The organism is Vibrio aphrogenes, assembly GCF_002157735.2.
GTDB lineage: Bacteria > Pseudomonadota > Gammaproteobacteria > Enterobacterales > Vibrionaceae > Vibrio > Vibrio aphrogenes.
On sequence record NZ_AP018689.1, the window covers coordinates 2253050 to 2268160 of the forward strand.

At 34.4% G+C, this 15111-nt stretch carries 13 protein-coding genes; 8 read left to right on the plus strand and 5 right to left on the minus strand.

Translation table 11 applies throughout. From position 1 onward, the window contains the following. Positions 1 to 863 precede the first annotated feature (863 nt). The 4 genes from VCA1004_RS10240 to VCA1004_RS15300 form a co-directional block, all read right to left on the minus strand. Entirely contained in the window at positions 864 to 1490 is a 627-nt protein-coding gene (locus VCA1004_RS10240) for a haloacid dehalogenase-like hydrolase (protein ID WP_086981666.1), read from the minus strand. Further along, positions 1487 to 2575 carry a glycosyltransferase family 4 protein gene (locus VCA1004_RS10245; RefSeq protein WP_086981667.1) on the minus strand — a complete coding sequence of 363 codons (1089 nt, stop codon included), beginning with the start codon at positions 2573 to 2575 and terminating at the stop codon, positions 1487 to 1489. Before VCA1004_RS10245 ends, VCA1004_RS10240 begins: the two co-directional genes overlap by 4 nt. A 1103-nt stretch (positions 2576 to 3678) precedes the next feature. Beyond that, complete coding sequence (locus VCA1004_RS15295; RefSeq protein WP_232012596.1) at positions 3679 to 4212, minus strand: GNVR domain-containing protein; 534 nt, start codon at positions 4210 to 4212, stop codon at positions 3679 to 3681. A gap of 35 nt (positions 4213 to 4247) precedes the next feature. Then, positions 4248 to 4820 (minus strand): Wzz/FepE/Etk N-terminal domain-containing protein, encoded by a 573-nt coding sequence (locus tag VCA1004_RS15300; protein WP_232012597.1) that lies wholly within the window; start codon positions 4818 to 4820, stop codon positions 4248 to 4250. Positions 4821 to 5110: 290 nt separating this feature from the next. On the opposite strand from VCA1004_RS15300, the gene VCA1004_RS10255 reads away from it, so the two are divergent. From VCA1004_RS10255 to VCA1004_RS10270, 4 genes are all read left to right on the plus strand, one after another. Further along, entirely contained in the window at positions 5111 to 6598 is a 1488-nt protein-coding gene (locus VCA1004_RS10255; protein ID WP_086981668.1) for an MBL fold metallo-hydrolase, read from the plus strand. Between the two features lie 409 nt (positions 6599 to 7007). Beyond that, on the plus strand, positions 7008 to 7346 hold the full coding sequence (locus VCA1004_RS10260; RefSeq protein WP_086981669.1) for a four helix bundle protein: 339 nt from the start codon (positions 7008 to 7010) through the stop codon (positions 7344 to 7346). 208 nt (positions 7347 to 7554) lie between these two features. Continuing rightward, positions 7555 to 8514 (plus strand): ADP-glyceromanno-heptose 6-epimerase, encoded by a 960-nt coding sequence (gene rfaD, locus VCA1004_RS10265; protein WP_086981670.1) that lies wholly within the window; start codon positions 7555 to 7557, stop codon positions 8512 to 8514. A 55-nt stretch (positions 8515 to 8569) separates the two neighbouring features. Next, positions 8570 to 9817: an O-antigen ligase family protein gene (locus tag VCA1004_RS10270; protein ID WP_086981671.1), complete on the plus strand. Its 1248-nt coding sequence runs from the start codon at positions 8570 to 8572 to the stop codon at positions 9815 to 9817. Here the strand turns inward: VCA1004_RS10270 and VCA1004_RS10275 are convergent. Beyond that, positions 9784 to 10863 carry a glycosyltransferase gene (locus VCA1004_RS10275; protein ID WP_086981672.1) on the minus strand — a complete coding sequence of 360 codons (1080 nt, stop codon included), beginning with the start codon at positions 10861 to 10863 and terminating at the stop codon, positions 9784 to 9786. The genes VCA1004_RS10270 and VCA1004_RS10275 overlap by 34 nt on opposite strands. Positions 10864 to 11064: 201 nt before the next feature. Between VCA1004_RS10275 and lpxM the strand changes: the two genes are divergently transcribed. From lpxM to VCA1004_RS10295, 4 genes are all read left to right on the plus strand, one after another. Further along, on the plus strand, positions 11065 to 12021 hold the full coding sequence (gene lpxM / locus VCA1004_RS10280; protein WP_086981673.1) for a lauroyl-Kdo(2)-lipid IV(A) myristoyltransferase: 957 nt from the start codon (positions 11065 to 11067) through the stop codon (positions 12019 to 12021). 120 nt (positions 12022 to 12141) lie between these two features. Continuing rightward, on the plus strand, positions 12142 to 12816 hold the full coding sequence (locus VCA1004_RS15305; RefSeq protein WP_086981674.1) for a CatB-related O-acetyltransferase: 675 nt from the start codon (positions 12142 to 12144) through the stop codon (positions 12814 to 12816). Between the two features lie 91 nt (positions 12817 to 12907). After that, positions 12908 to 13999 carry a glycosyltransferase family 4 protein gene (locus tag VCA1004_RS10290; protein ID WP_086981675.1) on the plus strand — a complete coding sequence of 364 codons (1092 nt, stop codon included), beginning with the start codon at positions 12908 to 12910 and terminating at the stop codon, positions 13997 to 13999. Positions 14000 to 14015: 16 nt separating this feature from the next. Continuing rightward, positions 14016 to 15107: a glycosyltransferase family 9 protein gene (locus tag VCA1004_RS10295; RefSeq protein WP_086981676.1), complete on the plus strand. Its 1092-nt coding sequence runs from the start codon at positions 14016 to 14018 to the stop codon at positions 15105 to 15107. Positions 15108 to 15111: the final 4 nt, after the last annotated feature.

The window sequence follows — 15111 nt, forward strand, 5'->3', positions numbered from 1 at the left end:
GAAATAAAATTGTTAATATAAATTTCATATTAAGCATTAACATCGATTAACTTTATAGATGTAAAAATAAAAAACTTTTAAATACAAACCTTTAAATTATATATTTCACTTTTATTTAAGAATTAACAAAGGTGTATGATAGATATCGAAATAAAAAATAATAAAATGCTATTAACACATAGCTTATATCGATAAATTTAAATTGTAAATGTAAAAACAAAAAAACAATAAAAACAATAAAATAGTATATATACCTGCCATTCTTTTTATTTGACAAAATGAATTTTTGAAAATTAGATATATTGAACCTTTGTTCAGAACACCTTTCTATAAGGTTAATTATTGGAAAAAGAAAACATGAAAATAATATAGAATATATATCGTTAGTAAAAATATAAAATGGAAGTGAATACCTTAAAATAACAAGAAAAAAATGTAATATTAAATTAAACCTACTTCTTGTTAAATTATATACAAAAAAAACTGGCAATATAAACCATATGTAGTTTATGTTTAAGTCATTATATAAATAAACGTAGAAAACATTAAGAAGAATAGCAATGATTAATCTTGAAAAATATATAACCACCTTGTTACCTTCATAAAAAGAAAAGCTTTCCTCTCTTAGTCTTATAGTAGGCTTCTTCTCTTTTTTTATGGTTTCTGTATCATTATAGATATAACCAATCTCATATAATGTATATATAAATGCCGAAATCAGAATGGATTTAAATGACAATTGATGATTATAAATAAAATCAAAAATAAAAATAGGGAATATATATATTAAAACCCATGATATTACCTTAATATCACTTTTGGCTCTGGTTTTTATAAAATAGAAAAATGGTACAAAAAAGAAATTAAAATTCATATACATTTTTCGCTCCATTTTTATACCAGAAAATAGTACTTTCTCTCGAATAAGAAACTGAATAAAAATTAGTACACAGATGACATAAAGATATATCCGTCTTGTTATCAGTAATTATCTCTAATACATCATAATCATTAATCTCATTCATGACGATTTCTCTCTTAGACAATAAGATATCTTTCATTAGCTTGCCTGAGCATATATCATTTTTATACTCTAACTGGCTAGAAATATAAGGTATCCCTAGTTCAATAGAAATAGCCTCTGCGATAGGATCAATTGTAGCGGATACTAACTTTAATTCATAACCATGAGACAATTTCGATTCTATAAAGTCAAATATAGCTATGTTTTTATTTAGATTTTCTCTGACAAAAACTTTAGCTTTTTTATATAGCTCATCTTTTGGAACCCCTTTTAATGACTTTAAAGAAAAATATTTTATTAAATCAAAACCAAATAAAACCATAGAAATCTTGTTTATTACCTTAATGAAAATTAACTTTCTTACGTTTGTTAACCTGTTTTTATAAAAGTAATCTAAGAAAGAAAAAGTAGTATTTTCCTTGTACAAGGTGCCACATATGTCTATTAATAAATATTTTCTTTTCATAGTAGCGCTTCTAACTTAAGTAAAGTGGTATCTATATTAAAGTACATTGCACTCTTTCTTACGTTTTTTCGATCGAATTTTTTATCTGACATGATATACGAAGATAGTTTATTAATACAATCTCTTTCACCATCTACAAGAAAACCATTTATTCCATCCAAGATAGTTTCCTTAGTTCCTCCTTTATTCCTACCTACGGTTGGTAATCCTGACAATTGAGCTTCAATATAACTCAATGGAAGCGCCTCATCATAATTAGATAACAACCAAAATATATCAGCATTAGAATAATGTTTTTTTAATTCATTTCGGCTACAATAGCCTTTAAAATCTACCTTTTCTGATAAACCATATAAATTAACTCTACTTTTTAATTCATTTAAATCGTCACCATCTCCACAAATAATCCAATTCAAATCTAATTTCTTTGTTAAAAACCTAAATATTTCAAGTTTATCAAAATAACCTTTCTCTTTTACTATTCGGCTTGATGATATTAATGTAAATGGTTTAATTCTCTCAGAAGTGTTAACAATATCAAATTGATTGATATCTAAACCTGCGTAAATAACATCAACTCCTCTAACTAGTTCATTATTAACAGATTCAACATACTTTGATTTCATGTGCTTGCCTACGGCAATTACATTTTTCGCTTTATTTACAGCCCGTAAGTGGTCACATCTAAAACCAAACAAATTTCTCAAAAAATTTCTTTTATTTTTAGTATAAATATTTTCGACTTCCAGTCCGTGTAAGTATACTATTGACTTATTTAATAGCTCATCTGAAAAATATTTTCCTGCAACGATCGTTGGAGCACATTCATTCAAAATGATCGCATCATAAGACCCTAAGTCTAATTTCTTTAAGTATTTTTTGTATGATAGAAACCAAAATTTAGGAGCAACTTTCACAACTTTGAAGTTAACCCCCTGAATATAATCAATATTTTTTTGATAACGAGTTAAGACATCAACTTTGTATCCCTTTTCGTTCAACCACTTTGTTATTTGATACCCAACACTACCGACTCCGCCGATGAATGGAGGAAACTCATGTGAAAACATTAATACTTTTTTCATGTAGTTTTACTATAATTAATTAAATTAATATGCTGTTAAATATTAAGAATGATGATGATCTCTATCACAAAAACATGCTACCACGCTCCTGACTCACCATTAGCAATCCTTTAAGGTCGATATTCGAACGTGTAACTTGAATAGTCAAATACCTTATCTTTTTTCCACGCAGGCCCTTGTCAACTATTTCAATATTCACCTTTCGTTTAGAGCTATATATCTGAAAGTGACATACTACTCAAAAAAATCCCAGTCATCAGTAGTATGATTTTTTTTGGGGGGGGAAATTAAGGATTAATAGTTCTTTATGTATCTAGTAACTTTAGTTTGAAAGACCGTAATTTCGTTAAGAAAAAACTTAAACAACATAGCCTCTAAAAGTTAGAAGTTTTAGGGTACCAATAAGTCAATAGCAAGTCTTTATTGGGAAGTTAACATGCCCCCTAAACTACCAACATTGCGTACAATTCAGTACCGTTACTATCCTCCCCTCTACTAACAATTTATTGCCACTTGTATCGGTTAATTTATATTGGTCAACAAGCTTGAAATTAAAAATTAATACACTGATATTTATTGATTTTATGGCAATGAATATCAATTCAGCCATGCCCCTCACATTCTCTCCATATTTAAACGGTATAGTGGGATTTATTACCCATAGAAAGCGTAAGGATGTCCTATGTTTGTTTTCACTCTTTTACGTCAACTCTATCTCTTAAATGCTCATATCGAAGCTTGCGCCAAAGAAGCGAAACAGATGCGAGCCGACGACAGACATTACTCCCAAACTCCAAAAAAGGACAGTTTGGGGTCTTAATCTAGGTTGCATTTTTGCCACATGAGGTCTCAGGTTTTTGAAAGGGGTGAGACATTTTTGTTTCGTTTTGAGACAGATAAAATGGCGTGGGGCCTTGCTAAGTCTAGGTTTTACTAAACTTTCTATTTTCTGTCCCAATAGGTCCTAAAAAAAATCATTTCCTATAAAATCATCATTTTTATTACTAACAACCCCCCTTTTTCAAAAGTTTCTTGAAAAAGGGTAAATAGTGAATATAGTGATATCTATTTGTTTAAATTAAGTAATAATTACTTTTATCTTATTAATTTTTTCTAAACGCGGAACGTATTAAGATAAGCCCAACACCTATCATGCCACCTAGTAACACCCCTAAAACAGCAATTAAAGCTCTTTTAGGTTTATCTCTAGACACTTCTCTTTCTGGTTGATCTAAATAACGATATGCCGAGAACTTTATATTCTTATCAATATTCAAGTTGGTAATTTGAGCTAATTTAGAATTTAACTGCTCTAATCTTGGCTCAATTACACTTAAATTCTTTAATTTTTCTAATGCATGAACTTTAGCTTTAAGAGCATCCGACCCTAAATTAATAGCGAACAATTCATTGGCACCAAAGTTCTGTATTGGTTTATTCACACCAGCTGCTTCAGCAATTTTTAATGCATATTCGCTCCGTTCTTTTTCAACAATTAATCTTTGGTCAGCTTGCTTAGAAAGTATGACTGATTGTTGTTTAAGTTCATTTTGCTTAGAACTAATCATCGCTTTTAAGTTATTTAACGCTTTGGTATGAACTTTACTATCTACAAAAGCAATATAGCTATTCAACATTTCAAAGCTATGCTGCGATGTTTCTGCACTTGCAGTTAATACATAAGGTCCATCAATTTTTTTGCATTTTCAGGTTTAATGTTTAAAAGTTGATACCAAGCACTATATAGCTTGCGTAAAGCATCTTCATTATTAGGATCATCTAATTGGGATTTTTCAGCTTGAAATAAAGATGATGTTTCTAAAAATGCTTTTTTATTTGATGACGAATTAAATTCATCGATAAATAAATCATATAAGTTTTCAGCATCCGTTAAGTCATCCAGTTTTTCACTGACTAAAACGGTTCCATCTTCTTGGTAAATATCAAAAATAGGTTGAAACTGTACAACCTGGTTTTGATACTCACTGTAATCACTCACCTGGGGTTTAGTAATCTTAGCAGTTGAAGACCATTGTTCTTTCGCTAATAGCGCATAAGCAATAGCTAAAGCAGCACAGACAACAGTACAAATAACAATCGTCCATTTACCTTGCCATAACAGATTAAATAACTCTCGCAAATCTATTACATCATCTTGAGATTGTTGATAATAATGCGGTGGTAACTGTTGTTGATGTGCAGGTGAAGGCTGCGACATTGAAGAAGGGGGTTGTGGTTGATTCACATAAACTCCTGAAAATTGATACGCTACCGCCCGGAGGTTAGACGCATCCCCAAGGCGTTATTCTAAAAAGAAAGTAAAAAAATTTGCTCGAATTCTATCACCAAGCTTACTTTTTCGCGAGCTCAAGGTGAATGATTTTCAATCAAGCCGTCATTCTTATATGTGATACATAGACAACATTTATAAATAAAAACAGTTAACTAGGTCGAAAGCATGATTGGTTGCGCAAATTTCACTCAACATAACAGTTACTCTACAGGTCAACATGACAAACTTTAATGAATGCCATTATGTCGACAAAACCATATCGCCTACACCAACAATATGATTACACACTTATCCATCATGGTGCCAAAGATACCGTCACCGGCTCTTGCCACGAACTTCAAGTGGATAATATGCACTTACTCATCGATTGTGGGCTATTTCAAGGTAAGGATAGCCAACCTTTAGAGATCGAATTTAATATAGACAATATTGATGCTTTATTGGTGACACACGCCCATATCGATCATATTGGCCGTTTACCTTGGTTACTTGCTGCGGGCTTTAAGAAACCTATTTATTGCACAGAAGCCACAGCGGAACTGATCCCCTTAATGCTAGACGATGGATTAAAGTTGCAACTGGGGTTAAATCAACAACAACGTGAAAAAGTCTTATCACATCTGCAAACATTGATTGTGCCTTTGCAATACGGGCAAAAGCAAAGTATCGAGATGCGAGGACGTTACACTCGAGAGCCGAAAAGCAAAGCGATACATAAAAATGAAGAGATTAGCACGAACAACTCGGAGCTCAGCTCTCGAAGCGAAGCGCAGTCGCTATCTTTCTGTTTCCAACCTGCTGGGCATATTTTAGGTTCTGCCTATATAGAGATAGTGCTTCCTAATGATGAAGTAATTGTATTTTCTGGTGACCTAGGCCCGCGTAATACTCCGCTGCTTCCCGACCCTATTTCACCAAAACGTGCAGATTACTTGATAATAGAAACTACTTATGGCGATAAAACACACGATGATGTGGCCACTCGCTCAAAACGGTTAGAAGTGATTGTTGAAAAAGCACTAAGAGATGGTGGGGTGATTCTTATCCCTGCATTCAGTGTTGGGCGGACCCAAGAGCTTCTCTTTGATATTGAAAGGCTAATTGAACATAGTATTGAAACCGAATCTACTGACGATGATTTTTGGCAGCAATTGCCCATTATTCTTGATTCACCTTTAGCTATAGAAATAACTCGCCAATACTTAAAATTTCATGACCTTTGGGATAAAGAAGCTCAATCGAAGATTTCAATCGGACGTAAACGCCACCCTATGGCCTTTGAGCAATTTGTTACCGTGGAGTCCCATCGTGACCATAGTAAATTAGTGAATCGACTGGCTTCAACCAATGAGGTGGCTATTGTGGTCGCCGCAAGTGGAATGTGTAACGGCGGCCGGATCATGAATTACTTAGAAGCTCTGTTGCCCAATAAGCGCACCGATGTCATTTTGGCCGGTTATCAAGCACAAGGAACCTTAGGCCGAGAGCTTCAACAGGGAGAGTCTCATGTCTCTATTAACGATACACAGATCGCCGTAAATGCCGATATTCATACCATGTCAGGTTACTCGGCTCATGCTGATCAGGAAGATTTATTAGCATTTATTAATGGGATTGGCTCTGAAATAAAAAAGATTCATTTGATTCATGGTGAGCCGGAGACGAAGCGAATTTTTAAGGAGCGATTATATAGAGTTAGACAATTTAATAATTGTGTAGTTATTGAGTAAATGATGACTAGAGATACGGGGACGCTCCGCTCGAGAGCCGAAAAGATAAGAACTCAAAGTAAAACCTTAAAGAATAGAACCATAATCTAACCAAGTTGAAGTATTAGTTAGTCGGTGAGTTAATTATGGTTCGAGATGCAGGGACTCTTCGCTCGAGAGCTAAAAAGATAAGAACTCAAAGTAAAACCTAAAAGGGTAGAACCATAAGCTTACCAAGTTGAAGTATTAGTTAGTCGTGAGTTAATTATGGTTCGAGATGCAGGAACTCCTCACTCGAGAATCGAAAAGATAGAAGTCCAAAGCAGGTAATTATAATTACTGTACTGCCGTCTCCATTCATTCTAATTTCAAACTATTTCTGTCTAGTCCCTCATTAAAATGCAAATTTTACGAAAATAAGGGGGAGATTGTGAGATTTGAAAATCTAGATGTTTGGCAAAAAAGTGTAGACCTGTCCTGCACAATTTATTTAATAATGAAAAATAACCGAGACTTTGGGTTCAAAGATCAGATTTGCCGCTCTGCTGTTTCAGTTGCAAGTAATATTGCTGAAGGCTATGAACGAATTCACAAAAAAGAAACCATTAACTTTCTTTCCATTGCGAAAGGTTCCATCGGTGAGTTGAAAACACAGATAATTATTGGAGCAAGAGTTGGCTACATATCTTCTCCAGCCCATTTAATAAAAGAATGCGAATTGATAGCCAGAATGTTAGGTTCACTTATCCAAAAGCTAAAACATAGTTAGAAGATGATAATACTTTTCGGCACCTGAGCGAAGCGCCCTCGGCACTCGCTACCATCTTTACCGTTTCTTTTCGGCTCCCGAGCGAAGCGTCCTCGATACTCTCTACCATCTTTATCTTTACCATTACCATTACCATTACCATTTCCTCTCACAACAAATCTTCTGCTATACTCCTGTCGTCTGTATTTCAACGAGTTAGGAAGTGAATATGATTATCGTTACTGGCGGTGCTGGCATGATTGGTAGCAACCTTGTAAAAGCCTTAAATAATGCGGGTTACAACGACATTTTAGTTGTCGACAATCTAAAAAACGGTAAAAAATTCGTTAACTTAGTTGATCTCGATATCACAGATTACATGGACCGTGATGACTTCCTGACACAAATTATGGCAGGCGATGATTTCGGTCCAATTGAAGCCGTTTTCCATGAAGGTGCATGCTCAGCAACTACCGAGTGGGATGGTAAGTATATGATGCTCAATAACTATGAGTATTCAAAAGAATTACTGCATTATTGTGTTGATCGCCAGATTCCTTTCCTTTATGCCTCTTCCGCTGCAACTTACGGAGCGCAACCTTCTCATTCACAAAAGCCAGAATTTATCGAGGCCCGTGAATACGAAGGCGCTCTAAACGTTTACGGCTATTCTAAACAACAATTTGATAACTACGTGCGCCGCCTATGGGCTGATGCTGAAGCACACGGTGAAAAACTGTCACAAATTACAGGCTTTCGCTATTTTAATGTTTATGGTCCTCGCGAGCAGCATAAAGGTAGCATGGCTTCAGTAGCCTTCCATTTGAACAATCAACTTCTTGCAGGCGAAAATGCCAAGCTCTTTGAGGGCAGCGATGAGTTCAAACGTGACTTTATCTATGTCGGTGATGTGTGCAAAGTTAATTTGTGGTTCATGGAACACGGCGTTTCTGGCATTTTTAACTGTGGTACAGGTAAAGCTGAGCCTTTCCGTGCTGTTGCGGAAGCGGTTGTAAAACACCATGGCAAAGGCACTATTGAATCTATTCCATTCCCAGATCACCTTAAAGGTGCTTATCAAGAATACACTCAAGCCAATTTAACAAACTTACGAGCAACAGGCTGTGATGTTGAGTTTAAGACCGTTGCAGAAGGTGTCGCTGAATACTTGTCGGAAATCAATAAATAATATTAACTCGAATAATAATTTATCGATTATTACTCACCATTTTTTGTAGAGTCGTATGTATCTTTATATAAAAAAATACAGCTATAAACTGTTGACTGTTTTTATCTATTTGCCTTTTATTTGGTTAGGAACAGGCCTATGTTTAACTAATGATGGTCGTTCTATCATGACTAGGCTTATGGTCGTTGCGAGTATAAGCTTATTGCTTTTATATCGAAAAAAAGCATGGTCTTGGAAATATAAAACTCGCCAACAACTGTATACTTCTATTGCAATGTTAGCTTTTGTTTTTTATTTAGTTTTATTGCAAATTTATCATGGTGCAGATAGAGGGTTAATTCGCACTATTGGTTTAATCACACTATATTACTACCTATTTCCCCTACATCGATTTAATGAGCGATGGGTTATCACTGCGATCCTATTTAATGCTCTTGGTTTAGCCTATTTGATTTATCAAAATACGTACCTAACCAATATAAATAGGCTTGTGGTTGATGCACAATTAATGAACCCTATTCCTTTTGCTACTTACTGCATGCTCGCAGCGATCACTCAAGTTCATTATGCAATAAAAGTCAGCTCTATCTACTTAAAAGGTTTATGCTTAATCGCTTCAGTAATTTCTATAACAGGAATGTTATTAACTGACACTCGTGGAGTGGCATTAGCTTTAATCTTTATTGCCTTAATGATTTTAATCAAACTTTTAATATCCAGATCAAAGTCCTTTATTACTTTGTCTATTTTAGCTTTTACAATATTATCAGTTTTTATTGGTACAATATTAAAAGATACATTTGTCACTCGCTACAACCAAACTCAATCTGAAATACATCAAATTCAAAATGGAAATTTAAACACTTCTATTGGTCTCAGATTTCAGATATGGAATAGTGGCATTCAAACACTTATGGATTACCCTATATTAGGTATCGGTAGTAAAAATTTCCGCCCTGAGTTTAAAAAACACTATGAACAAGGGTTAATAACCAAAAATGTCGTACGGTTTAACCCTATGCACTATCATAACCAATTTTTAGATATGGCTGTCAAAAATGGTGTAATGGGATTAATTCTATTCTCATCAATATTTGGTGTTTTTCTTCTTAATCAGAAAAAATTTACTCTATTTTCTTTGAGTAGTATTTATATATTTTCAATATTTATTTGTGGATTAACAGATGTACCATTTTCTCATCTAAGTGTTATTTACTTTTTTATGCCACTATTTTTATTTACCAAGGATATACATTCGTCTACTAACGCTCATAATGAGTTAAGTATTGCTATTAACCGGTGATACACATTTTGTTTAGAAAATGCTTCATAAGATGATTCTAAAATTGGTGTTTTAGCGTTAGCTAATACCTGTTTTATTTTATTGGCAATCTCTTTCTCATCATAAGAGTCCACTAGATATTGAGACAAATCTCCTGTCAATATTTCATCGGGTCCAGAAGGACAATTTACACTTACAACTGGTGTGCCAACAGAAAGTGATTCAATTAAAACTGTTGGCAAGCCTTCATAATCAGATGTCAGGGCTAAAAGACGAGCTTTACGAATCCAAGGATATGGATTCCCAACAAAATCATGAAATATAACTCGTTCTTGCAAACCTAACTGATACACTTGATTTTCTAATTCTGGCTTGAGATCGCCCTCTCCCAGAATAATCAGCTTAAGCTGTGAATCATCAATTAAAGAAAAAGCTTTTACCAAGCGGTCTAGACGTTTTTGCTTTTCTATTCTACCAACAAAAATAATATAGTTGTCTACATAACAATCTGGTATAGGTTTCATAGATTTAGCTTGTATACAGGCAAAATCAAAAGGATTGTAAACAGTGTGAATGGAAGAAAAAACATTTTCACCACAACAAGAAGTTACAAATTTTTTAATACTCTCTGATACGCAAAAAACATGTTTATTTTTAAGCTTCCGTCTTAACTTAAATTTATATTTATATTTTTTTAAACTATTTCTTGACAAGTAGGAACATTCATCTGAATTATGGATGCATGGAATTAATCTCTTGTCATTATATTTAGAGATCAATTTTATTGTTTCACTATGTGAAGCAATTAGAAAATCAAAAGAAGGCGATGCTTGATACCATTTTGAAAATGCCAGGCTAATCAAATCATTGTTTTTCTTTTTATTATTAGTAGGTTGAACTCCTAGAGAGGTCACTTTCAATACGCTATCAATGGGTAGCAAAGTCTCATCGAACAAAGTAATCACTTCTACATCATGTCCTTTTTCTACCAATAACTTAGCCATTCTCAAAGTAACGACTTGAACACCTTCAACTTTCAAATCACGAATAAGAAACTTTATTTTCATCAATCCACTCTTTTTAACTGGCTTAAGTTTGTAGCATTCTAATCAGTTTTTATTTTCTGAACTTTGTTTTAGAACAGACTTTCTGATTGTCTTACATTCAGCTGTGACTTACAATTTGTTCATCAAATTATCTACAAATTACTACGATAATTCGACTTAAGTATCAACTCTACAATAAAGTAAACTGGTGGTAATAATTACATGACTCAACAGCGAAATGATTTTGATGAACTTGCATATAGCCCTCAGTTTAAACTCAACTTTTTAGCACCTAAATACTGGACAACTTGGTTAGGGATTGTTGCTATTTGCTTGATGAGCCTGCTACCTAAGTGCCTTCAGTCAGCTATAGCAAAATGCTTGACCTCTATTGCCGTAAAATTAAAATCCGGCGCGGCAAAACGTGCCCGCATAAACTTATCTATGTGCTTTCCCGAAAAAACAGAAAACGAAAGAGCTGACATCCTCTATCAAATGTATATGACAGCAATTATGTTCATGATGAACTTTGCTTCATTAAGCATGCGAAATAAACATTGGTTAGAACGCCACACTGAAATTCGTGGTTTTGAAAATATCCAAAAAGTTATTGATTCCAATGAAAACGTCATCTTATTGGTCCCTCATACTTGGGCAATTGATATCCCTGCGGTTTTATTTGCTTCGCGAGGTTATCCAGTTTCTGCAATGGCAAAAAGCCAAAAAAATCAACTGGCTGATTGGTTAATGCACAGACAAAGAGTTCAACATGGTGGTCGCGTTTATGATAGAAGTGTCGGTATTAAACCTTTCATCAAGTCAATTAGGAAGGATAATTACTTAGGCTATTATCTTCCTGATGAAGATCTGGGTAAGGATCATAGTGTTTTTGTTGATTTTTTTGCCACTCAAAAAGCGACTATTTCAGGTTTAGGACGATTATCAAAATTAAGTAAAGCAAAAATAGTACCTTTATTTGCTATGTTCAATAGTAAAACTGGACAATTTGAACTTGATATTTATCCTGCGCTCCCATTTCCAACTGAAAATGAACATAAAGATGCTAGAATGATGAATGAGTGTATTGAACATTATGTAACTCAAAACCCTGAGCAATACATGTGGATTCTTCGCTTATTAAAGACTAGACCTAACGATGAAAAAAACCCTTACAAATGATAAAAAATCTGTTAGGAGCAAAATCGAACTATTATTTATAACTTCTACTATAATTCAAATACAATAATAACGATTGACATTTCATAATCTAAATTCTCTCGCATAAGATAATACATATACATGGCTAGAAAAATTCATCAGTGGCGAATAAAACAAAAATTAAAAAAAACAAATATCACGGTTGCAGGATTAAATATCCTGCATCGGTTTAAACTGCCGAATAGAACAGTCAAACTCGAATGTTTCTCTAGCTTGCATCACTCAAAGTTCATCCATGACATTGGTGCATATTCATACAGTTACTCTTCTTTGTCAGAAAATACCGTGATTGGTCGCTATTGTTCCATTGCTAAAGGTGTCAACATTATGGGTGATGACCATCCATTAGATAGATACACCACATCTCGAGTTACTTATGGCCAAGAATATTTGGATATAATGCCAATAACTCAATTTACCTCAAAAGAAAAGTTAGTCACCATTGGTAATGATGTTTGGATTGGAGAAAATGTCACACTAAAACGAGGAGTGGCAATTGGTGATGGAGCTGTTATTGCTACAGGTTCAATTGTGACCAAAGATGTAGAGCCCTACTCTATTGTCGGAGGAATACCAGCCAAACTGATACGTTATCGATTCTCTGAAAAAATCAGAATGGAGCTCCTAAAAATAAAATGGTGGCGATATGATCTCAGTAAACATAATATTTCTCCTACTATTGATATCAATGATTTTATTTCTAGAATTAATAATATCGAAGAATCTGAGGATGTATTCAAATGCATCCTTTTATAATTAATATTTATTTTTCCTTATAAATCATTACCACGACAAATAACACATTGTTCTTCAATACCCTTAATAAAGTTTTCAAAAGGTTACCATTATGAATATCCTTATTTTCAGCTCATACAAAGATACCTGGAACAGTGTTCGTCCTGAAGCAGAAATGTTCATTGAAATGGTCAAGTTAGGCCATACCGTCACGGTGATGACTCAAGGCTCTGCAGAATACGTTTCTCGCTTTAAAGAATCTGGTATTAAGGTTATTGATTGCTATCCAACCAAAAAAGTATGTTGTAAAACCATCAAAACACTACGAGAAGAATTAGCTTCTACTCATTATGATATTGTTTATGCCATGAACTCCAAGACTATTCCCAATGCTGCTTTTGCGTGTATTGGCTTTAAGAAAACTAAAATGGTGACTTATCGTGGAACCGTTGGGGGATTATATCGTCATGATCCAAGTGCTTATCTTACTCATTTACACCCTCGAGTTAATGGCATTAGCTGTGTAGCCCAAGCGGTTACCGATGATGTGCAAAAACGCGTTTGGATGAATAAAGACAATATCGTGACTATCTACAAAGGACATGACCTTGCTTGGTATCAGGCTCAAGCTATTCCTCGTTCTAAAATAAACCTCCCTGAAGATGCAATTGTCGCGACCTGTATTGCCAATGCCCGTCCTAGTAAAGGTGTTCATGTATTATTAGAAAGTGCATCGCAATTATTTGATTTAGAAAAACTACATATACTTCTTATTGGCCGTGATATGGATACTGACGCTAACCTTGCTCTTGCAAAAGCGAGTGGCATGGAACAGAGAATCCACTTTCTAGGTTATAGAAAAGATGTTCCAGAAATTCTTGCTACTAGTGATATGCAAATTCAACCATCGGTAAGTGGAGAAGGGTTACCTAAAACAATTATCGAAGCGATGGCGATGGCTGTACCTTCAATAGTGACCACTACTGGAGGTGGTAAAGAACTACTTATAGATGGAGAATCAGGCTACATTGTCCCTGTCAATGACAGTACGGCTATTGCTGATAAAATACGTCTGCTCTGCGATTCCAACGAGGCCCGTAAAAAAATGGGTTTGTTGGCCCAGCAGCGAGTAATTAATAATTTTTCTGTTCAACGTACTGCCCACCAGCATCTCGAATTTTTTCAATCATTACTTCAACAATAAATAATGGCCATCATCAATGATTATAAAAACGCTTAAAACTAAAAATAGAGCCATTAGAAACCGAATAAAAGCATGGAAACTACATCGCATTTCTAAAAAGTTCGATAAAGATCCATTATCTGGTCAGACACCAAATCTGGAGATGGTTCGCTCTATCGCCATACTCCGCTGGGATAACAAACTCGGTGATGCCATTATGTGTGGCGTTTTTATACGAGCTTTACAACAATTTAGACCTGATATAAAAGTAACCGTAATTTCACCCGCCTTTTGTGCTAATTGGATAAAAAAAGCGACTGGTTGTGACATTCTCTTATGTGAAAAACGAAGTCAGAAAACAGCTTTGGGATTTAAGAAATACCAAGGTAAATTTGATGCTGTCATCGAACTAGGTAGTAGTTTTGATTTTAAAGAGCTCATTGCCCTACAACAATTAGGCGCCGCTATTAATATTGGGTATAACAAACAATCACACCCAATTTTTAATGTTAATATCGATTCAAATGCTGTCCATTTTAAGGAACGGTATTTAGCTGCAGCTAAGCTATTCTGCTCAGAAGAGCTATTAACGGATACCACTATTCCTGTTATTCCCTTTGAACAACAGATTGTGTTACCAACTTTATCTAAGTATCACAACATCGCTATCAACTTTTTTGGTTCTAGTAAATATCGTCAATTTTCTGAAGTGGAAGCCACAAAGCTGATAACTCGTTGGTTACAGGACTTTCCTAATGATCATTTTTACTTCATCCCGGTTCCAGATAAAGTAAGCACATTAAAAAATATCGTTAAGCAAATCAATAATGATAGAGTGACTCTCATCTCAGAGACTCCATCTCTTGAATTAACGTTAAAATTATTATCTAAAGTGGATCTCTGCTTTACTCCTGACACCTCAGTTGTTCATATGGCGAGCGCTTTAAACACACCAACATTAGCCATTTATGCTGATGATCCCCAAAATTTAAAAGAATGGCATCCTTTATCATCACAATCTGAAGTGGTCTTAAACCCTAAAGCTAAAAATAACAATGATCGTGTTTATGTTTATGATTTTAAATGGCAAGATTTAAAAGAAAAACGATTGAAATTTTTACAAGAATAACTGG